Consider the following 19,002-nt stretch of genomic DNA (forward strand, 5'->3'; position numbering starts at 1 on the left):
GGATTACGCCCGCTCGGAATATTCCATCGCGACGGTATCGACGACGATCTCCTCGTCCTGCCCGACGAAAGGCGGCACCATGACCTTCACGCCATTGTCCAAGATGGCCGGCTTGAAAGAGTTGGCAGCGGTCTGACCCTTCACCACCGGCTCAGTCTCCACCACGGTGCAGGTCACCTTCTGCGGCAAGGTCGCCGACAATGCTTCTGATTCGTAGTATTCGATCTGAATTGTCATGCCGTCCTGAAGGAACGGACGACGGTCACCAAGAATGTCGGCGGGCAGTTCGATCTGCTCGAAGGTCTCATTGTCCATGAACACGAGCATACCGTCGGTTTCGTACAGGAACTGTTGATCCTTCTGCTCCAAACGAACGCGCTCGACTTTATCTGCGGATCTAAACCGTTCGTTAAGTTTTGACCCGTTACGAAGGTTGCGTAACTCAACCTGCGCGAAAGCGCCGCCCTTCCCGGGCTTTACGTGGTCGGTTTTGACAGCGACCCAAAGGCCGTCATTGTGTTCCAGTATGTTACCGGGGCGAATCTCGTTTCCGTTGATCTTCGGCATTAAGGCGAAACCATGGCAAAAGGTTGAAGGAAGATTGATGGAGCCTATATCTACCCATCAAGTGTAGCGCAACACAGCCTATTTAGCCGATCTCGCCAGTTCGCCATGCACCCAGCGCATGTGTGGCATTCCGAATTGGCATAACAAATTGTGTCGCAAAACCGTCATAAGGTGCGTCACGCCCACCGCCAAGACCAAGAACAAGGAACGACGAATGGCCGACTTCGTTGATGGAACCGCTTTCAACCACGAGCAGGGGAACCGCGCGCGCAAGCTTTTTGCTGCCGTTGTGCTGGCTGCGCTCGATGACGCGATCGCGGATGACAAGAAATACGGGAACGGACCCGAGCAGATCGCTCGCTGGGCACGTTCGCGGGACGGTCGCGAAGTCCTAAGCTGTGCTGGCATCGACCCCAACGAGCGTGTCGTGGCCGGCCTGATGGAGTTCGTGAAGAAGGGCGTTCGCACGTCCGTCGCTCTGAGCCGCGAAGAAAGCGAGCGTCGCAACGCCGCTCAGGCCGAAGCCGCCTGATTTCATACGCCGGGCGACTGCCATCGCCTTGCACACCGGAAAGCGCCGCAGCCTGCTCCTGCGGCGCTTTTCTTGTGTCAGAAGACCAAGCGCCAGATCAGGAACGGCGCAAGCTGCGCGATAGCCAGCGCGCCGAAGGTCAGTCGCCAAGGCAACGAGAAATCGCGCCAGATCAGCCAGACCGACATGACGACAACAAGACCAGTCTCGATCAGGCTCCAGACCTCTCCCGACCGCCCCTCCCAGTAGGAAATCGGAGAGTGGAACTTCCAGTCCGTCACCGGCCAGAAGTGCATTCGCGCGTCATGGCTGTGCAGCGGGAAGTCGAAAATGAGATGCAGCAAGGCGGCCCCCGTAAAGGCGACGGCCCACCGCGATCCAGCCCAAACGGCAATTGCCAGTCCGATGCCCCACAACACAAAGCTGTTGTCGATGCCGAAGACGGTTTGCCAGGTGTCCGAATAGTAAAGCGTGCCGAAAACCTGCTCGGCAGGAATGCTCATCACGAACAACGCCACGCCAGCCATCAGGTAAAGCGACAGGTCGGGTGCGAAGCCACCCGCAAGTGCCGCAGCAATCACCGTGTTCTGTCCGGGACGACCAAAGGCCGCGGCCCCCATGATCAGATGCGCGGGCGTGTTCATCCCCGCGCGCCTACCCTAGTCGAATTCGCGGGCCGACAGGGCGCGCATGATCTCGCGCCGGACCAGCTTCTTCACGTTGCGCGTGATTCGCTCACCCAACGCACCGGCGAGTTCTTCCCGCACGATCTCGGAAATCATTTCTCGCAGAAGCTCTTCGTCGATCACGGTATCTTCGTCGTCGGTCGCTTCGATGGTGCTGCGCGATGGCTCGGAATGGATGAAATGCAGGCCCGCTGCAGGCTCTTGTTCTTCGGCTTCCGTGAACGGTGCTTCAGGTGCGTTCAGGTCGTCCACCGGATCGCCGTGGAAGACATGCTTTTCAGCCAAGCTCACCTCGGCCTCGGACTGCGCATCGGTCAAACCGGCAGGCTGCGCGGCCGACTCATCGGCTGAAGGAAGAATATCGAAAGCCCAGTTATCCGACACCGATACGTTATCATCTTGCGTTGCGGGTAGCGCCGTCTGCGCTTCGACCGGTAGATCGGCGTCCAGTTCTTGGGACATCGTTGCGTCCGCCGGCACCATGTTCGTAGGTGCAGTCGGCGCCATATCAGCGTCGGAAGCCTCGCCCTCCTCACCCTCATCTTCGGCGAAACGAGCGGCCAAATCAGGCATGGCACCGGGAAGCGGCGGCTCTTGCGCCTCGCTTCCATCCGGTTCGAATCCTTGTTCGGCGGCAACGGCGGATTCCAGCTGTGCAATGCGCGATTCGAGCGATTGGTCGATCGCGGGACCGTCCACAGTCGGCGCAGGCCGTTCAACAGGCTCTGGCGCAGCGGAACCCTTTTCCGGCGTTACAGCCGCTTCCTCCTGCGGAACCCTTAGGTCGGACGTGAGCATCAAGCGCTCGCGCGTCGCTTTGCGTTCGGTCGGCTGCGTCGAGACGAGCTTGCGAATATTGGCGAGGACGCGTTCGACGTCTCCCGAGCTTAACGGTTCTGACATGGCGCACCTTCACGGCTCTTGACTGCCCGTTCCAGCATAGGCCGACCCGGTCTCTCACACAACGATGCAGTTTTCGTTAACGGCCCAAAGACTTGATAATACGATCCAACTGCTCACCCTGCGGGCTGACTTTCCGCACGGGCGCGTCCTTGACCGCGTTGTAATAGGCCTCCGGGTCGTAGGTCGTGATGCCCAGCCCAAGATGCTCAACGGTCAGCAGGCCCATTGTGAACAGTATCTGGTAGGCCGCACGGATTTCGGCAACCTGCGCCGAGATCAACGCCGCGCGCGCGTCCTGCAGATCCTGCTCGGCGTCCAGCACATCCAGCGTCGTTCGCGCGCCAAGGCCGAACTCTTCCTGCAAGCCCTGAAAAGCAACGCGGGCGGCGCGAACACGCAACTCTCCCGCCGCGATGCGGGCGGTCGCGACTTCGCTTTGCGCCCAAGCCTGCGCAACCTGGTTCAGCACGTCATCAACGGTGATATGCAGATCGGCGCGGCTTTCGTCGCGGCGCGCAGCAGCTTGCCGATACGCAGAGGTTAGCGCACCGCCCTGATAGATCGGGCCGGTCATTTGAACGCCCAGACGCGCGGTTTCGGTATAGTCCTGATCGATCTGAAGCGAGCCCTGCCCCACGATGCGCGGCTTCATTGCCGCTTCCGCGCGCAGGATGTTCAGTTCGGCCACCGTGATGGCCCGCATGTCGCGGCGAATGTTCGGATGGGTCTGGCGTGCGACGGCCTGCGCGGCGTCCAACGACGTGGCGGTGCGAGGTGGCGTGGCGATAGGCTGCAGCTGGCCCGGCTTCTGGCCCACGGCCTGCACATACTGCGCGCGCGCAATCTCCAGATCGCCCAATGCGGCAGAGAGATCCGAGCGCGACGCGGCCAACTGGCTTTCGGCCAGCGCCACGTCGGTACGGGTGACTTCACCGACCTCGAATCGCTCCCGCGAGGCACGCAACTGTTCGTTCAGAACCTGTACGTTGGACTGGCGCAGGTTCACGAAGGCCTGTGCCTCGATCACGGCAAGATAGGCGCTGACGGCGTTGAACAGGACCTGCTGTTCCACCTGCGTCAAAGCGTGGCGGGTCAGAAGGACCGTCTCTCGCGCGACATCGACGCCAAGGCGCGTACGGCCTGCGTCCCATAGCAACAGTTCGCCAGAGATGCCGAGCGACGCGGTGTCGGTTACGGTATCTCCACGCGGGCTTGTTGGCAGACCACTTGAACTAATTCCCCCCGGCGTATCGTTCGGGAACGTATACGTCCGCGTAGCCTGCGCCGTATAGCTCAGGACAGGCCGCAGCGAGGCAAGCGCCTGCGCCACGTCCTCATCCGCGGCACGCAGCACAGCGCGGTTCTTGTCCAGCAGTCCAGAATGGCGATAGGCCAAGATGAACGCATCGGCGAGCGTTTCGGCCCGCGCGGCCAGCGGCCCGGCCAGACCAGCGACCAGCGCCGCCCCGAACAGAAGTGCGCGACCGCCCTTCATAGCGAAAACTCCGCGTCGCGCGCAAAGCCGGGCAGCACCGGCGCGCCGGCATTGAACGAAAAACGCCAGTTGATCTGACCGTCCGCTTTCACACCAATCTTAACCGTTCCAAGCCGGTCTTCGACGAAGATCGCGGCGATGCGCCCACCCTCGGCAAGCTGGTCGGTCAAAGCGTCGGGAATCTGCTGAACAGCCCCCTGGATCGCGATCGCATCGTAAGGACCGTGCGACGGCGCGCCAGCCGCCAGTGCGCCTTCTTCGATCACGGCGTTGTCGATCCCTTCGGACGCCAGCGCGGCCTCGGCCTCTTTCACCAGCGGCGTGTCGGCTTCGACACCCACGACAGCCTGCGCCAGCTGCGCGATGACGGCGGTTGAGTAGCCGAAGCCCGCCCCCACATCGAGCACCAGATCGGTCGGGCCGATGTTCAACGCGTTCAGCATCTTCGACAACGTTCGCGGCTCCAGAATGGTGCGACCGGGGCCAAGGGGCAGGTTCTCTCCAAGATAAGCCGCTTCACGCAGGCGATCCGGAACGAAGTTTTCGCGCGGGATCGTCAGCATCGCTTCGATAATCGGAAAGAGCGTCACGTCAGAGGGGCGAACCTGCGTGTCGACCATCATACGACGGCGCGTTGCGTAGTCTGGCATAGGGCTGACCTTGTGGCAGAGAGGATGACCGATGGATGCCACATAGCGTGGCGGGCAGCAACGCCTTCAACGCGACCCGCGCCCTCTTGCAGCACCCGATCACGCAGGCTAGACCCCGCCCAGACCACAGGCGGCGAGTTGGCGGAGTGGTTACGCAGCGGATTGCAAATCCGTGTACACCGGTTCGATTCCGGTACTCGCCTCCACTTATTTTCAAGCACTTGCGTCACCCTGCTTGTCTCTTTCTTGAAAATTGAAACAGCCGTTGAAACTTTCATGTGCCTGCCCTGTTCTGTTCCATCTTGTTATCGGCTTCTTGTGCCCGCGCTGCCAGCGCGCGCTAACGTACCGTCCCACAGTATTTTTTTCAGCATCTCGACACCTGAGTGCCCGGCGACCGCTTTGACCACCTCGTCATCGCAGCCTGCACGATAGAGTTCGATGGTAGCGTTCTTGCGCAGCCCGTGGGTAACGTTCTTCGACGCTTCGGGATGCTGCATTTGGCCTTTAACATTGCGCATCTCTTCGGCCAGGCACGCACCTTTTTGGCAATAAGCTCTACGCCGTTGTAAGACCTTATATATCCCGGCGATCCGCGCAGAATGAACAGATCGGTCAAGGCGTCGACGACGTCGATGGAGTTGAGCTTGCGTTTGACGCGGATCGCCAGCGATTCCTCATGACCTCGTCTATGATATCGAGCGTGCGGAAGGCCTGTCCGTCGTGCGTCCAGTCCTGATCGAAGTCGTAGGATTTCGCTGACCTTGCAGCACCTCAACCTGCCGCAGCTTCAGCACGATATCCTCGGACTTCTTTCGTTTGCCAGCCATCTCGTCGTGCTCCTGAAAACGGGATACTCCTATCCCAAAAGGTGGAGCACCTCAGCGGGGGAACTCCAACCCCGACGGTATCAGTGCGCCATGGCGAGCAGAGACTGGTTCCTCGCGTACAGGTTCGACGCGCCCGTTACCAATAAGTCCATGACATGCGAGACGACATATGGGACTATGTGAATGTGTTTTTCAGGAGATCGACCCCATGCTCACTCGCCGAGGTTTCTGTGCCGGTTTGTCCGCCGGCAGTCTATCTTTCGTTGGGGGTCGTGTCTGGTCATCGAGCCGAACGGCGATAGGCACTGCAGAGGTGATCACCTTGAGCGATGGCCATCTAAGCCTGCCGGAGAGTTTTCTTTATGGATCCTTGGACCGTTCGGATGTCGATATAATTCTCGGCAATGCCGATATGGTGGCGGGTGGGCTGGAGCCGCCTTGCAACGTGACCCTGCTGCGCACTGATGATGCGGTGGTGCTGTTCGACGCCGGTTCAGGCTCTGGCTTCATGCCAACAGCTGGAAAGCTGCCCGACGCTCTGTCAGCGGCTGGTGTTGCGCCCGAAGACATCACGCATGTCGTCTTCACTCATGCGCACCCCGATCATCTATGGGGCGTCCTGGATGATTTCGACGAGCCTATCTTCGCGAACGCACAGCACCTGATGGGCGGCGACGAGCTACGCTACTGGACCGATCCCGATACGGTGAACACCATCGCGCCAGAGCGTCAAAGCTTCGCTGCGGGCGCGACCCGCCGTATCGACTTAATAGGTGATCGCCTTGAGACGTTCGGCGATGGCGAGCAAATTCTGCCAGGCGTGCAAGCCGTTATAACCCCCGGTCACACTCCGGGTCATATGTCGTTCGAATTGTCCGAAGGGGACGCGCGCGTTTTCCTGATCGGCGATGCCATCGGAAACGCTCACGTCGCGCTCGCCCGACCAGAATTGCACGCACCCGCCGACCAAGATCCCGAAATCGGTGCCGAGACGCGTGTCGCCCTTCTGAACCGCCTAGCAGAAGAACAGACGCAGGCCGTGGGATTCCATCTGCCCGGTGGAGGCATCGGCAGGTTCGCGCGCGACAAAGATCGCTTCGCTTGGAACGCCGGCTGATTTATTGCGCGGCCACGGGGCGGCGGGCGATCTGACAGGTCGACCATAGCTCTTCCAAGGCTGCGACCAGCCGATCCATGTCTTGCTCCGAATGGACGGGCGACGGCGTGATCCGCAGGCGTTCCGTTCCCTTCGGCACCGTCGGATAGTTGATCGGCTGAATGTAGATACCGTAACGGTCCAGCAAAAGATCCGCGATATACCGACACTTGACCGGGTCCCCGACGATCACGGGGACGATGTGACTGTCGTTCTCCAGATGTGGCAGTCCGATGGCATCCAATCGCGCACGCAACCGGGCGACATTCGCGCGTTGCTGTTGCCGCTCTGTATCGGAGTGTTTCAGATACTGCACGGCGGCTAAAGCCCCGGCGGCAACGCTTGGAGGCAAGGCGGTCGTGAAAATGAAGCCGCTGGCAAAGCTGCGGACGAAATCGACGATCGGGGCAGATGCCGCGATGTAGCCACCCATCACACCGTAGGCTTTACCAAGCGTACCCTCAATCACGTCGATACGGTGGGCCAGACCGCGTTCTTCGGCCACCCCGCCGCCGCGCGGTCCATACAGGCCGACCGCGTGGACTTCGTCCAGATAGGTCAGTGCGCCATAGCGCTTTGCAAGATCGCAGATACCTTCGATTGGGGCGATGTCCCCGTCCATCGAATAGACGCTTTCGAATGCGATGATCTTCGGGCGGCCACTCGGGATGGCCGAAAGGTGCCGCTCCAGATCCTCAAGATCGTTATGATCCCAAATGCGCGTCTCTGCGCGAGAGTGGCGAATGCCCTCGATCATGCTGGCGTGGTTCTTGGCATCAGACAGCACGACACACTCGGGCATGCGAGAGGCCAAGGTGGCAAGGCTCGCCCAGTTGGCAACATAGCCCGAGGTGAAGACTAGCGCTGCCTCCTTGCCATGCAGATCGGCAAGTTCGGCTTCCAGCGCGGCGTGATACCGCGTGTTACCAGAAATGTTGCGGGTGCCCCCTGCGCCTGCCCCCGCACTGTCGAGCGCATCGTGCATCGCGGACAGGACGGCGGGGTGCTGCCCCATCCCAAGGTAGTCGTTCGAGCACCAGACTGTCACCTTGCTCTGGCGTTCATCCTCGTGGCGGGTCGCGTCGGGGTAGGCACCGCGGTGGCGTTCCAGTTCAGCGAAGACACGGTAGTTCCCCTCCGAGTGAAGCCTGGTAATTTCAGAGCGGCAGAAATCGTCGAAATTCACTGGCCCGCTGCCTCTCGTGCGATGCCATCCAAAAGGGTCTCGACCTGATCCATGGGGCCGTCGGGATAGGTTCGATAGCCGACCCGGACTTGCCCATCCCGCTCGGCAACGAAGACGCCGTAGGGGCAGAAGGCGATGTTGTCAGGATTGGCTTCCATCACCTCGCGGCTGACCACGGCAGAACAGAAAACGAAGATATCGGCTTCGGTGTAGAGTTGCTCGCCGCCGACATCTTCCTGCGTGCGATTGAGCATCTCCCCGACGTGGCTGACGAAATCGAGGACGAGCCCACGGTTCACAATGGCGCTTTCCACACCGAAGGCGGCATCTTCGAAGCTGCCGGGATAGTCGTAGGACACAACGTCCTGAGCGGTGGCGAGGCTGGGCAGGCAAGCGAGTGCGAGAGCGGCAAGGCGCATGGGTCGTCTCCTAGATCGTAAATGAAAACAGGCGGACCTACCGGCCCGCCCGAAAGAACGGGTCAACCGAACATGTCGGACGTGATCGCATCGTACCACGCCAGGCTTTCGCGGTAGGTATCGACGCGGGTCGTCGCGTCTTCGCCGGTTTGGCTGACGAAACCGCCGGTGCTGGCGATCTTCTCTTCCGTCGCCTCGTAATTCGCGCCGACCTTCACGCCATCAGGCTGCTCGCCTGCATGGATCAGGGACCAGCAGGTGTTCGAGAACTTCGGCGGGAAGGCGCGGCTGTCGGTCAGGGCCGCACGAACGGCCATGGCGCAGGCCTTGGCCTGGCTGTTGGCAGAGAAACCGGATTTCGGCATGTCACCCTGTGCTGCCGAGTCGCCCAGGATGTGAATGTTCTCATCCATCTTCGACGACAGGTCTTCGGCATTCACCGGAGCCCAGTCACCATCGTTCAGGCCCGCGCTGTGGACGATCTTCCCGGCCATCTGCGCGGGGATCACGTTGACCACATCGCCCTTCTCGACCACGCCATCGACATCAACGGTCATCTCGGCAGGATTCACGCTGACATTCGCGCCGCCGAAATCGGGGCCGATGCGCTGAATCATGCCAGAGTAATGCTTCTGCCAACCCTCTTCGAACAACGCTTGCTTCGAAAACTTTTCTTTCGGATCCACGATCAGGATCTTGGCCGTCGGGTTATTCTCTTTGAAGTAATTCGCGACCATCGAGACACGCTCGTACGGACCCGGCGGGCAGCGGTAGGGGTTCGGGGGCGCGACCATGATGAAGCGCCCGCCTTCTGGCATGGCTTCCAGTTGCGCCTTGAGAAGTTGGGTCTGACTGCCGCCCTTGTAAGCATGGGGCATGGCGTTTTGGGCTGTCACATCCCACCCAGGGACAGAGCCTTCCTTGAAGTCGATGCCGGGCGACAGGATCAGCCGGTCGTAAGGGATCGTCCCACCGCCGGCGAGTGTCACGGTCTTGGCATCGCGGTCCACGCCGGACGCGTAGTCGTGAACCACGTTGATCCCGTTGGCGGCGAGCCCACCGTAAGTGTGACCAAGGCTGTCGAACGTGCGCACACCGCCCAGATAAAGGTTCGAGAACCAGCAGGTGTAGTAGGTGCGCGAAGGTTCGATCAGGGTCACGTCGATAGCGCCATCGCTGTCCATCGCGATGTAGCGCGCCGCCGTGGCACCACCTGCTCCACCGCCAACGACGACCACGCGGGAACGCGCTTGGCCCATCACCATGGGGGCCGACAAGGTGGCGGCAAATGCGGCACCTGTTCCGATAAATGTCCGTCTGTTCAAAGTCATGTTGGTCTCCTCCCAAAGACACGATCGCGCCGCTATTCGACGCTTTCGAAATAGGCGGCGAGTGCTGCAAGCTCTTCGTCGCCTAGCGCTTCGGCGACGTTTTGCATCGTGGCATTCTCACGGTAGCCGATCTTGTAGTCATGCAGCGCAGACAGCATGTATTCGCGGGGCAATCCGCTCAGCGGCGGGATGCGCCCGCCGGATGCGGCATGGCACGCGGTGCATTCGCCACTCAGGTATTCGCCCCACTCGACGTCACCCTCGATGGCCATGAGCGCGTCGAGCGTTGCGGCGTCGTCTGCAGCGCTGGCGGGGCCGGATAGAAGTCCGGCCACCGCTCCGAGGATCACGGCCTTAGTCAGCATGGCTTTGCAGGAAGGCGATGATCGCCGCCCGATCCTCTTCTGCGCGCAAACCACGGTAGGACATCTTGGTGCCCTTCATGTATCCGCGCGGATCTTCGAGATAGGCACCCAGCGTTTCGGCGTTCCAGATCAGGCCCTCGGCATTGGCGTCCATCATGGCGTTGGAGTAGCGGAAGTCCTCCACCGATCCTGCGGTGCGCCCCACAACCCCGTTCAGTTGCGGACCGACCTTGTTCGCGGCCCCCTCACCTACCGCGTGGCAGGCTTGGCATTGCCGGAACACCTTGCTTCCCGCTTCGACCATCTCGGGATCAAGTGCCGCAACTTCCTCGGCTTCAGCGGCAACTTCCACCGTCCCTTCGGTGGCAACCTCCGGTTCAGCAGTTTCTGCCTCGGCCACTTCGAGAACGGTGGCGTTGCCCTCAACGGCCATATCCGTTGCACTCACAGCCGCGACGGGAGCTTCGGCGGCCGCTTCGACCTTGGCTTCCTCTGTTTCCGGCGTCACGTCGAGCACAGCGGCGCGCATCGTGATCTCTACCGCATCCTTGCAGTCCGTCATGCACGGCTCGGCAGAGAATAGGGTCAGCTCGGTCTCGGCGCGATCATCAAGGAAGAAGCCGTCGGCATTGGGCATCTGAACGTCGAGGAAGGTCTCGTTCGACAGCTCGAAGTCGTCTTCCACCACGTTGTTGAGATATAAGATATAGGCCGTCAGCGCATAGACCTGGTCGGCCTCCAGCGACTGCGCGTTGCCGAAAGGCATGGCACGGTAGATGTAGTCGTAGACGGTCGACAAATAGGGCCAGTAGCTGCCGACGGTTTTCACGGGATCCGCACGGTCCAGCGTGTCCCAGCCGCCAGCGATGACGGGCCAGCGGCCTACGGCTTCGCCGAAGTCGCCATGGCACATGGCGCAGTTGTCCACCCAGACTTCTTCCCCGGTCCACACGTCGCCCGAACCCACCGGAAGACCGGTTCCGTCGGGGCGGATATCAATGTCCCACGCCGCCACTTCCGCTTCCAGCGCGGGACGGCCAAGGCCGAAGCCTCCGTCGCGGGCAAGGTCTGTGCCGGTAGCCTCTGAAGCGTCGGCTGTGGCCATACCGGCCAGCGGAGTGGTCGCGGGCATCTCGCCGCCTGCCTCCGCCGCGGCAGATCCGGCAACGTCTGGCTCAGTTGCGTCGCTGTCATCGGCCATGCCGGCCATGGGGGTGGTGTCGGCCACAGTATCCTGTGCCTGCGCCGCATTCGGCGTCAGGGCGTCGGTCGCGGCATCCTCGACCGCTGCGATCACCTGACCGGCCGCCATGCGATAAGACCCATCCCCGGGATGCACGATCATCCGGTCTGCGACCGAGGCCGCCACCGTCAAAAGCGCGGTCGTCCCCAAGAGAGCGGGCGCAAGGATCTTCAGAGTATCACGAGATTTCGACATTCTCGGCCTCTCCTTCGGCGTTCACGGCCCAGGTCTGGATGCCGTTGTTGTGGTAGATTGAGTTCTCGCCGCGCACTTGGCGCAGGGCGTTCTTGGTGGGCTGGACGTAGCCGGTGCTGTCCATCGCCCGGCTTTGCAGCAGCAGCGGAGAGCCGTCCCAATCCATCTCGTAGTAGAAGCGGTGCAGCGACTTATCCATCGACGGACCGGACATGCGCGCCGTGTGCCACGTCATGCCGCCGTCGGTGGTGACGTCCACGCGCGGAATGGTGCCGCGACCGGACCACGCGACGCCGGTGATGACGAGCGGGCCTTTGCCGTGCGTGATCGGCGCCTGAGGGGACGGGTTCGTGATGACCGACTTCGCGTCCATCTCCCAGGTCCATTTGCGGGCGCGGCCATCATCCAGCAGGTCGGTGTATTTAGAGGTTTCCTCGCGATGCTCCCACGGCTGATCGCCCACTTCGAGGCGTCGCAGCCATTTCACCCACATGTTGCCTTCCCAGCCGGGCACGACCAGACGCACAGGATAGCCCTGCTCGGGGCGCAGCGCCTCGCCGTTCATCTTCCAGGCGACCATGCAGTCGTCCAGCGCCTTTTCCATCGGGATCGAGCGGGTCATTCCGGACGCATCAGCGCCCTCGGCCAGAAGCCACTTGCCCTCGGTCTTCACGCCAGCTTCTTCCAGCAACAGCCGCAGGGGCACGCCGGTATACATGACGTTGTGGATCATGCCGTGCGTGAATTGGCAGCCGTTCAACTGCGCACCGGCCCATTCCATGCCCGAGTTCGCGGCGCATTCAAGGAAGTAGGCCCGGTTCACACGCGGGAAGCGCAGGAGGTCCTGCATCGTGAAGACCAGTTCCTGATCCACAAGTCCGTTGATCATGATCCGGTGCTCGGCGGGGTCGACCTCGGCGATGCCGGCGTGGTGACGCTCGAAGCACAGACCGTTGGGCGTAATGATCCCGTCCAGTTCGTGCAGCGGCGTAAAATTGACCGAGGACACCGGATCGGCGGTCAGCCATTCCACGTTGCGGCGCACCACATGCGATTCAAACTCGGATGGCATGCCGTAGGGCCGGGCATCCACGCCTTCCCCCAAGTACTGCATCCATGGCTTGATCTCGGTGATCGCGGGATCGGCTTGCTGCGCCATAGCGCGGCCCCCTGCGACGGCTGCGCCTGCGACGGCGGCCCCTCTCAGGAAGGCGCGGCGGGACGTATCGCTCATGTCTGTCCTCCGGTTCAGTCGGCCTTGACGGCCACGGTTGTGTTCTCGGGTACGCTCACCGTGCCCTTCGATTTGATATGCGCTTCGACCACGTCCCAGATGGGCGGGCCTTCGGTGCCTTCGTTGACCGATGCCCAGCCCGCGATGGTGTAGGCACGCGACGGGTCGATGGCCTCACCCGACGACAGCAACGTAAGGTCCGACAGGCGGCTGCCCTGCGGCTGGGCAATGTCGATCCGGTAGCCAAGGCCCCCGACGCGGACCATGTCGCCGCCCTGCTGGTAGTAGGGATCGGGGTTGAAGAGGTTGTCGGCCACGTCCTCCAGCACGATCTTGAGCATCTCGCCCGTCATCTCTGTGCGGTAGGCGTTCGGATAGCTCATGGCGGTGGCGTTGAAGATATCTTCGCGCGTGATGTCCTGTCCGGGCATGATGGACGGCCCCCAGCGGAAACCGGGCGAAAGGGCGATCTCTGCGTCGCGCTGTTCCAGAAGCGCCTCGCAGATCAAATCGTCCCAGGTGCCGTTGAAGTTGCCACGGCGGTAGAGCAGCGAGTCTGTCTGGCCGATGACCTCGGACATCTCATCCACGAAAGGCGCACGGGTCTCGTCGACCATCGCAGTCATCTCTGCGTCCGGTTCGATCACGTCGGCGAAGATCGGGATCAGGCGTTGGCGAACGCCGTTCACGCGGCCGTCCGCGATGTCCAGATCCACGCGGGAAACGAACTTGCCGTGGCTGCCGCTGGCGATCAGGTGGGTATCGCCCACGCGAACAGGTTCCGGCAGCGCATCGTGGGTGTGCCCGGTCAATATGACATCGATGCCCGGCACGTCGGCGGCCATCTTGCGGTCCACGTCGAAACCGTTGTGCGACAGGACGACCACGACCTGGGCGCCGCCGTCGCGCGCCTGCTGAACGACCTCTGCCATGCGTTCGGCTCGGACACCGAAAGACAAGTCCGGGAACATCCAAGATGGGTTGGCGATAGGAAGGTAGGGAAAGGCCTGCCCGATGACGGCGATCTGGGTGCCGCCCCGTTCGAAGCGGGTCATCGGCTCATACGCGGGTTCATCCCACATGGCATCGAAGATATTCGCGCCGAGGAAGGGGAAATTCAGTTCGTTTTCGACGATCTCGGTCACGCGGTCGATGCCCAGCGTGAACTCCCAATGGGATGTCATCGCCTCTGTGCCCAGAGCGTTAAACAACTTGACCATATCCGCGCCATCGGTGCGCAGCGCGGGCAACGAGCCCTGCCACGTGTCGCCGCCGTCCAGAAGGATCGCGCCGGGGGCCTGGTCGCGGATCGTCTTCACGACGGTCGAGATCCGGTCGAGGCCGCCCATCTTGCCGTACTCACGGCCCAGTGCCACGAAGTCCTCAAAGGTCAGCGCGTAATCCATGGCCGAGCCTTGCTCGATCCCATAAGCGGCGCGGAACTCCTTGCCCGTGATATGGGGTGGTTTGCCCTCTACCTGTCCGACACCCAGATTGATTGATGGCTCTCGGAACCAGATCGGTTGGGTCTGGGCGTGGATGTCGGTGATATGAACAAGTGTCACGTCGCCCGCCTGCGGATCGCCGATCAGACCGGCTTGTGTCAGGCTTTGTTGGGCGGCCAGCCGCCCCCAATTCCCGGTGGCCGAAAGCCCCCATAGGGCAGAGGTCGCCAAACCGGCTTGCAGGAAATGACGGCGAGAGATCATCGCGTGTCCTTGAGATTCACATTCCTAAATTGGAATGGATTAAAAGAAGGAAAAGCCCCGCACGGTCTCCCGCCGGGGCGTGTTCACTTAGTTGCGGACCGACGGGCCTTCGACGCTCAGGCCGTTGCCACGCGAGGCGACATACAGTTCCAGCGCCACGAACTCCGGGCTACCGGGGCTGAACGTTTCGGCGCGGGTGTCACGGATGCAGCCCTTGAAGCGGTCATGGACCGAGTTCAACTTGGCGTTCTTCAAGCGGTAAGCCGGGAAGCCATTGATCTGGCCTTGGCTCAGGTGGTCGGCGCGGATCATGTTGCCGTAATTGTCTTCGTGGCAATTCGAGCAGGCAAGCTCCAGCTGACCGTAACGGGTGTAGTAGATGTCCTTACCCTGCTGCCACGTGTCGGCAGCTTCGCCATCGATAGCCACGTTCACCGGCATCCCGCGCGAGACGGACGACATCAGTGCAGTCATCTCTATCATCGGCTGACTGGTGTAGCCCCACTCTTCCGCCCCTGCCCGCTCGGTGATGCACTCGTTGATCTGCATCTCCATGGTCTGGACTTCGCCGGCCTCTGCATCCCACTTGGGATAGACGGCGCGGGCTCCGGCCAAGGCCTCTGGTGTATCGTGGCAACCAGAACAGGATTGGTCCGTGTCGCCAAGCGCCGTGTCGAACGCGGCGCGGGCGTTTTCGACAAAGATCATGCCGGGATTCTCAAAGTCGTCCATCTGGAACGCCTGCGTCTCTGGCGAGCGGAACTCCCAACCCGAGATGACCTCCGACAGGAACTCGGTGTGGGCAGGTGCGTCGGCGCGCGTCGTGATCTCGATCTCTTCGTTGATCACCAGAGATTGGCCGTCCTGGCCCGTGGCGGCACCGGCCGCAAGGGCCAGCGCCATCGCTGTCATCGTTGATCTCATCATCGGTCTCTCCTCCCTTGGCCTTGCGGCTTATCCGACCGTGATGTCCTTGGATTCGGTGTAGACCGATCCGTCATCATCGTACCACGTGAACTCGAAGGTGCCCGTTTCCGGGACCGTCGCGACGAACTCGAAGTAAGGGTTGGTCGAGATCGCGGGCTCCATTGCCACGTCGATGACCGTGTCGCCGTTGAAGGTGGTCACGAAGCGATTGATGATCGACCGCGGGATCGTGTTGCCGTCCTTGTCCTTGCGCTGACCCGACTCCATCGGGTGCGAAATCAGCGTCTTGATCACAATCTCTTCTCCGGCTGTCGCACTGCCGGGGACGCGGACGCGGGGGGTGACGTTGTCTGCCATGATATTCTCTCCTGTCGTCCGTTGATTAACCGCCGCAGCCGCCGATGGTGACTTTCACTTCCTGGCTTGCACGCTGGAAAGTGCCGTCAGCCATCTTGGCAATCGCCACCACGTCCTGCGTACCGGCCAGACGGATCCGCGTGGACGCGGCCTGGGACCCGGCAAGCGGACCGAAATTGAAAGTGCCGACGCTAGGGGTCGGGTTGCCGGCGGCCAGGATCATGATGGACTCTGCGCCGGGTGCATCGACTTCTATGGGAACGGTATTGCCATTCTCGGCGATCTCTGGAGCGGTCAGGTTCAAACCGGTGGCCTCGGCCACCTCGGCCCCACCGGTGAAGGCGGCGATCGCGTTATCCGTGGCCGTCGCCCAGCCCATGCGGGGCAGGAAGATCGCGGCGGCGGTGCCCATAACGAGCGTCTGTCTGCGAGACAGGTTCATCTCAATTCTCCTTCAGCGTCATTAGGTAGGCGACGACATTCTCGACCTGATCCGCGCTGAGCAGCGGATCGAGAGTGCCCTCTGCGGGCTTGCCTGTGTAGGCGTTGCCGGGACGGATATAGCCGTCGTTCTTGTAGAACGCGGGCATGATCGTGCCGGGAAAGACCATCTTGGCGTTCGCGATGATCCCGCGAAGATCCGCCTCGGTCCAGCGATCCGCAACACCGTCCAGCGAGGGTCCGACCTCTCCCTGGAAGGGCACATCGGCCAAATCGCTGACCTGATGGCAGGCGATACAGTTACCCATGCTCTTGTTCGATACGACCTCTGCTCCAGCGGCGGCATCACCCGTCTGTCCGGTCAAGGATTCGGCCACGCTGCCGTAATCGTCATAGACGACTTCGGTCGGCGCGGGCGCGGTCTGGGCGAACGCTGCTCCGGCGGTAAGCGCAAATGCGCCAGCCCAAAGGCTGCTAGAAATCTTCATATCTCCTCCCGTGGTGTCGTTGCACCTTGTCCACGACGGTATGCGAAGGCTTGCCCGCAGATCAAGGACAGATTTTGGATTCAGAATATGAAATACTTTCGCTCACTCCGTGCCGCCCTGCTCGGCGAACTTGCGCGCGTGGTATTTCTGGAACGGCTCATCACCGGTATACCCTTGCTCCAAAACCCAAGAGAGTAGGTTCTGTGTGGTCCACCGACCGAATGCGCCCGGCATGGTGACAACGGCTGCCTGGGCGGCATCGGCATCCGCAGGCACATCCGCGGCACTTCCGGGAAAAAACATCAGGGTCGGCGTGAACATCGCGTTCCATTTGCGGACCGCCTGCTTCTCGCTCAGCGCCTCTCCATCGAAGTCGGTAACCTCGATATCGCCGAACATGTTGACCTGCACGACGTAGAAGTCGTCCGACAGCATCTGTTTGATTTCGGGCACGACGAAGACCTCTTCGTGCATCTTGGTGCAGTATATGCACCCGCGCTGCTCGATGATGACCAGCAAGCGTTTGCCCTGCGCCTCGGCATCTTCAAGATCCTCGCGCAGCACACGGAACGTGTCTTGCATCCAAGGGGCCTTGTGCAGCCCGTCGTCGCCCAGTTCGGCAGCCGGGACGATCGTGGGAAAGGCGAAAGCTGTCAGCGTGGCGAGAATGCGGAGCATGGCGAAAACCTCTTATCCAAAGCGGGTGAAAACCGGGAACGTCTCGATCATCCACTGCGCGATAGCGTTGACCGAGTTCGTGGCGATGAGGACGGCGAATAGAAGCAGAAGCGCTCCCATAACCTTTTCCACCGTCCCAAGGTGGCGGCGGAAGCGGACCATGAAGCGCGTGAACGGACCGACGAAGGCGGCAGCGAACACAAAGGGTGCGGTCATGCCGATGCCGTAGCCCAGCAACAAAAACGCGCCACGCGATGCGCTGTCGGCCCCTGCTGCGGTGAACAGTATCGCCGCCAGGACCGGCCCGACGCAGGGCGTCCAGCCAAACGCAAAGGCCAGTCCGACGACGTACGCCCCCGCCAGCGAAAGGTTCGATACGTCCCCTGGCTCTGCGCGGAACTGACGATACAGGATCGGGATGCGCAGGATGCCCAGAAAGTGCAGCCCCATCAGCCCGATCAGCCCGGCAGCGACGTAACGCAGCAGATCGAACCAGTCGCGCAACACCTGCCCCAACGAGGTCGCTGAAGCCCCCAGAAGCACGAAGATCGTGATGACTCCGGCGGCAAAGCAAAGCGCACCAAGAATTGCGCGGGTGCGCAGCGCAGCAGGGATCTGTCCATCTGGCCCCACCGCCTGCACCGACCCTCCAGCCAGATAACCCAGGTAGAACGGCACCATCGGCAGGATACAGGGCGACAGGAACGACAGCAGGCCCGCGAAGACCGCGCCGCCCAGAGTAACATCGAACATGCTGCATTCCTCCCTTTGACATATCAAGCAATCGGAATATGTGTGGCGTCAAGGTGAAAGACCGAAAGGCAAACCGCCGTGCGTCGTATCCTGCCCATAGTCCTGGCGCTGCTACCGCAGATCGCCCTCGCCGATCTTGAGCTTGTCATGGTAGAACAAGCGGGATGCCATTGGTGTGCCCGATGGGACGAAGACGTCGCGCCGGAGTATCCTTTGACCGATGAGGGCAAGATGGCCCCATTGCGCCGTGTCGATCTGAACGCTCCCCTGCCCGACGATCTCAAGCTTGAGTCCCGCCCACGCCTGACACCGACCTTCATCCTCGTCGATGACGGCGTCGAGCTGTCCCGGATCGAAGGCTATCCGGGAGAAGACTTCTTCTGGCCCCTGCTCGGCGCGATGATCGATCGCAACACGCCGTGAGAGATTTTGCGCCCGCAGCGAATTGCCCAACCCCGCCATCTACTGTATCTTTTGTCGCGTCGCGCACAGAAGCGGCCGCTGCCACCCCAGGATCGCTTTTGGCCCTACCAGTCTTCAACGAAGATACCCCCGCGGAAGATTTCGATGAGATGGGGCGCAACGCGCGCAAGGCAGCAGAATTCCTTAAGGCGCTCGGCCACGAAAGCCGCATGATGATCCTGTGCCATCTGGCCTCGGGCGAGAAGTCCGTGACGGAGCTTGAGCGACTTCTTTCTGCCCGTCAGGCCGCCGTGTCCCAACAATTGATGCGACTTCGACAGGATGGCTTGGTCGCGGCGCGCCGGGACGGAAAGCAGATTTTCTACTCCTTGACGGATGAGCGCGCCGTGCGGATCATGGACGTCGTCTACGACCTGTTCTGCAACTAGCGGGCG

General features: G+C 61.5%; 23 protein-coding genes, 1 tRNA gene and 1 pseudogene. 5 read left to right on the forward strand and 20 right to left on the reverse strand.

Annotation, left to right across the window (positions count from 1 at the left end):
• Positions 1-3: 3 nt before the first annotated feature.
• Positions 4-567, reverse strand: a complete 564-nt coding sequence (efp, locus tag FIU81_RS09940) for an elongation factor P (RefSeq protein WP_124111685.1) — start codon at positions 565-567, stop codon at positions 4-6.
• A gap of 214 nt (positions 568-781) precedes the next feature.
• On the opposite strand from efp, the gene FIU81_RS09945 reads away from it, so the two are divergent.
• A complete protein-coding gene (locus FIU81_RS09945; RefSeq protein WP_124111684.1) occupies positions 782-1,099 on the forward strand; it encodes a DUF6280 family protein in 318 nt (105 codons plus the stop codon).
• A gap of 77 nt (positions 1,100-1,176) precedes the next feature.
• On the opposite strand, the gene FIU81_RS09950 is transcribed toward FIU81_RS09945, so the two are convergent.
• The 4 genes from FIU81_RS09950 to FIU81_RS09965 all read right to left on the reverse strand — a co-directional run bounded on the left by FIU81_RS09950 (position 1,177) and on the right by FIU81_RS09965 (position 4,833).
• The gene (locus tag FIU81_RS09950; protein ID WP_124111683.1) at positions 1,177-1,743 is read right to left on the reverse strand and encodes a cobalamin biosynthesis protein CobQ; all 567 of its coding nucleotides are present in this window, start codon (positions 1,741-1,743) and stop codon (positions 1,177-1,179) included.
• Positions 1,744-1,758: 15 nt separating this feature from the next.
• Positions 1,759-2,688: a hypothetical protein gene (locus tag FIU81_RS09955; protein ID WP_124111682.1), complete on the reverse strand. Its 930-nt coding sequence runs from the start codon at positions 2,686-2,688 to the stop codon at positions 1,759-1,761.
• 76 nt (positions 2,689-2,764) lie between these two features.
• Positions 2,765-4,183, reverse strand: coding sequence for a TolC family outer membrane protein (locus tag FIU81_RS09960; protein ID WP_124111681.1), 1,419 nt, complete (start codon positions 4,181-4,183; stop codon positions 2,765-2,767).
• Positions 4,180-4,833 carry a protein-L-isoaspartate O-methyltransferase family protein gene (locus FIU81_RS09965; RefSeq protein WP_124111680.1) on the reverse strand — a complete coding sequence of 218 codons (654 nt, stop codon included), beginning with the start codon at positions 4,831-4,833 and terminating at the stop codon, positions 4,180-4,182. Before FIU81_RS09965 ends, FIU81_RS09960 begins: the two co-directional genes overlap by 4 nt.
• Positions 4,834-4,965: 132 nt before the next feature.
• Here FIU81_RS09965 and FIU81_RS09970 point away from each other — a divergent pair.
• A tRNA-Cys gene (locus FIU81_RS09970) sits at positions 4,966-5,039 on the forward strand.
• A 99-nt stretch (positions 5,040-5,138) separates the two neighbouring features.
• Here the strand turns inward: FIU81_RS09970 and FIU81_RS09975 are convergent.
• Positions 5,139-5,354: a hypothetical protein gene (locus tag FIU81_RS09975; RefSeq protein ID WP_254695891.1), complete on the reverse strand. Its 216-nt coding sequence runs from the start codon at positions 5,352-5,354 to the stop codon at positions 5,139-5,141.
• A gap of 8 nt (positions 5,355-5,362) precedes the next feature.
• Positions 5,363-5,586 (reverse strand): annotated as a pseudogene (locus tag FIU81_RS16960) (IS3 family transposase); the annotation flags it as partial.
• 390 nt (positions 5,587-5,976) lie between these two features.
• Between FIU81_RS16960 and FIU81_RS09980 the strand changes: the two are divergent.
• A complete protein-coding gene (locus tag FIU81_RS09980) occupies positions 5,977-6,780 on the forward strand; it encodes an MBL fold metallo-hydrolase (RefSeq protein WP_254695892.1) in 804 nt (267 codons plus the stop codon).
• Position 6,781: 1 nt separating this feature from the next.
• Here FIU81_RS09980 and hemA read toward each other — a convergent pair whose 3' ends face one another.
• The 13 genes from hemA to FIU81_RS10045 form a co-directional block, all read right to left on the reverse strand.
• Positions 6,782-8,005 carry a 5-aminolevulinate synthase gene (gene hemA / locus FIU81_RS09985; protein ID WP_124111678.1) on the reverse strand — a complete coding sequence of 408 codons (1,224 nt, stop codon included), beginning with the start codon at positions 8,003-8,005 and terminating at the stop codon, positions 6,782-6,784.
• A complete protein-coding gene (locus FIU81_RS09990; protein ID WP_124111677.1) occupies positions 8,002-8,424 on the reverse strand; it encodes a DUF302 domain-containing protein in 423 nt (140 codons plus the stop codon). Before FIU81_RS09990 ends, hemA begins: the two co-directional genes overlap by 4 nt.
• 62 nt (positions 8,425-8,486) lie before the next feature.
• Positions 8,487-9,755, reverse strand: coding sequence for an NAD(P)/FAD-dependent oxidoreductase (locus FIU81_RS09995; protein WP_124111676.1), 1,269 nt, complete (start codon positions 9,753-9,755; stop codon positions 8,487-8,489).
• A 32-nt stretch (positions 9,756-9,787) separates the two neighbouring features.
• Positions 9,788-10,120: a c-type cytochrome gene (locus FIU81_RS10000; RefSeq protein WP_124111675.1), complete on the reverse strand. Its 333-nt coding sequence runs from the start codon at positions 10,118-10,120 to the stop codon at positions 9,788-9,790.
• A complete protein-coding gene (locus tag FIU81_RS10005; RefSeq protein WP_320414773.1) occupies positions 10,110-11,558 on the reverse strand; it encodes a c-type cytochrome in 1,449 nt (482 codons plus the stop codon). Before FIU81_RS10005 ends, FIU81_RS10000 begins: the two co-directional genes overlap by 11 nt.
• On the reverse strand, positions 11,542-12,792 hold the full coding sequence (gene soxC, locus FIU81_RS10010; RefSeq protein ID WP_124111674.1) for a sulfite dehydrogenase: 1,251 nt from the start codon (positions 12,790-12,792) through the stop codon (positions 11,542-11,544). The genes FIU81_RS10005 and soxC overlap by 17 nt, the downstream gene beginning before the upstream one ends.
• 14 nt (positions 12,793-12,806) lie before the next feature.
• Complete coding sequence (soxB, locus tag FIU81_RS10015; protein ID WP_124111673.1) at positions 12,807-14,501, reverse strand: thiosulfohydrolase SoxB; 1,695 nt, start codon at positions 14,499-14,501, stop codon at positions 12,807-12,809.
• 87 nt (positions 14,502-14,588) lie between these two features.
• Positions 14,589-15,428, reverse strand: coding sequence for a sulfur oxidation c-type cytochrome SoxA (soxA, locus tag FIU81_RS10020; RefSeq protein ID WP_124111672.1), 840 nt, complete (start codon positions 15,426-15,428; stop codon positions 14,589-14,591).
• Positions 15,429-15,455: 27 nt separating this feature from the next.
• Positions 15,456-15,785 carry a thiosulfate oxidation carrier complex protein SoxZ gene (gene soxZ, locus FIU81_RS10025; RefSeq protein WP_124111671.1) on the reverse strand — a complete coding sequence of 110 codons (330 nt, stop codon included), beginning with the start codon at positions 15,783-15,785 and terminating at the stop codon, positions 15,456-15,458.
• 25 nt (positions 15,786-15,810) lie between these two features.
• Positions 15,811-16,227, reverse strand: a complete 417-nt coding sequence (gene soxY, locus FIU81_RS10030; protein WP_124111670.1) for a thiosulfate oxidation carrier protein SoxY — start codon at positions 16,225-16,227, stop codon at positions 15,811-15,813.
• A gap of 1 nt (position 16,228) precedes the next feature.
• Positions 16,229-16,714 carry a sulfur oxidation c-type cytochrome SoxX gene (gene soxX, locus FIU81_RS10035; protein ID WP_124111669.1) on the reverse strand — a complete coding sequence of 162 codons (486 nt, stop codon included), beginning with the start codon at positions 16,712-16,714 and terminating at the stop codon, positions 16,229-16,231.
• A gap of 102 nt (positions 16,715-16,816) precedes the next feature.
• Complete coding sequence (locus FIU81_RS10040) at positions 16,817-17,392, reverse strand: thioredoxin family protein (protein ID WP_124111668.1); 576 nt, start codon at positions 17,390-17,392, stop codon at positions 16,817-16,819.
• Between the two features lie 12 nt (positions 17,393-17,404).
• A complete protein-coding gene (locus FIU81_RS10045) occupies positions 17,405-18,145 on the reverse strand; it encodes a cytochrome c biogenesis CcdA family protein (RefSeq protein ID WP_124111667.1) in 741 nt (246 codons plus the stop codon).
• A gap of 78 nt (positions 18,146-18,223) precedes the next feature.
• On the opposite strand from FIU81_RS10045, the gene FIU81_RS10050 reads away from it, so the two are divergent.
• Positions 18,224-18,568, forward strand: a complete 345-nt coding sequence (locus FIU81_RS10050) for a hypothetical protein (RefSeq protein WP_124111666.1) — start codon at positions 18,224-18,226, stop codon at positions 18,566-18,568.
• Between the two features lie 98 nt (positions 18,569-18,666).
• Positions 18,667-18,996, forward strand: a complete 330-nt coding sequence (locus FIU81_RS10055; RefSeq protein ID WP_254695893.1) for an ArsR/SmtB family transcription factor — start codon at positions 18,667-18,669, stop codon at positions 18,994-18,996.
• Positions 18,997-19,002: the final 6 nt, after the last annotated feature.

Origin of the sequence: Palleronia sp. THAF1 (assembly GCF_009363795.1) — a bacterium.
GTDB lineage: Bacteria > Pseudomonadota > Alphaproteobacteria > Rhodobacterales > Rhodobacteraceae > Palleronia.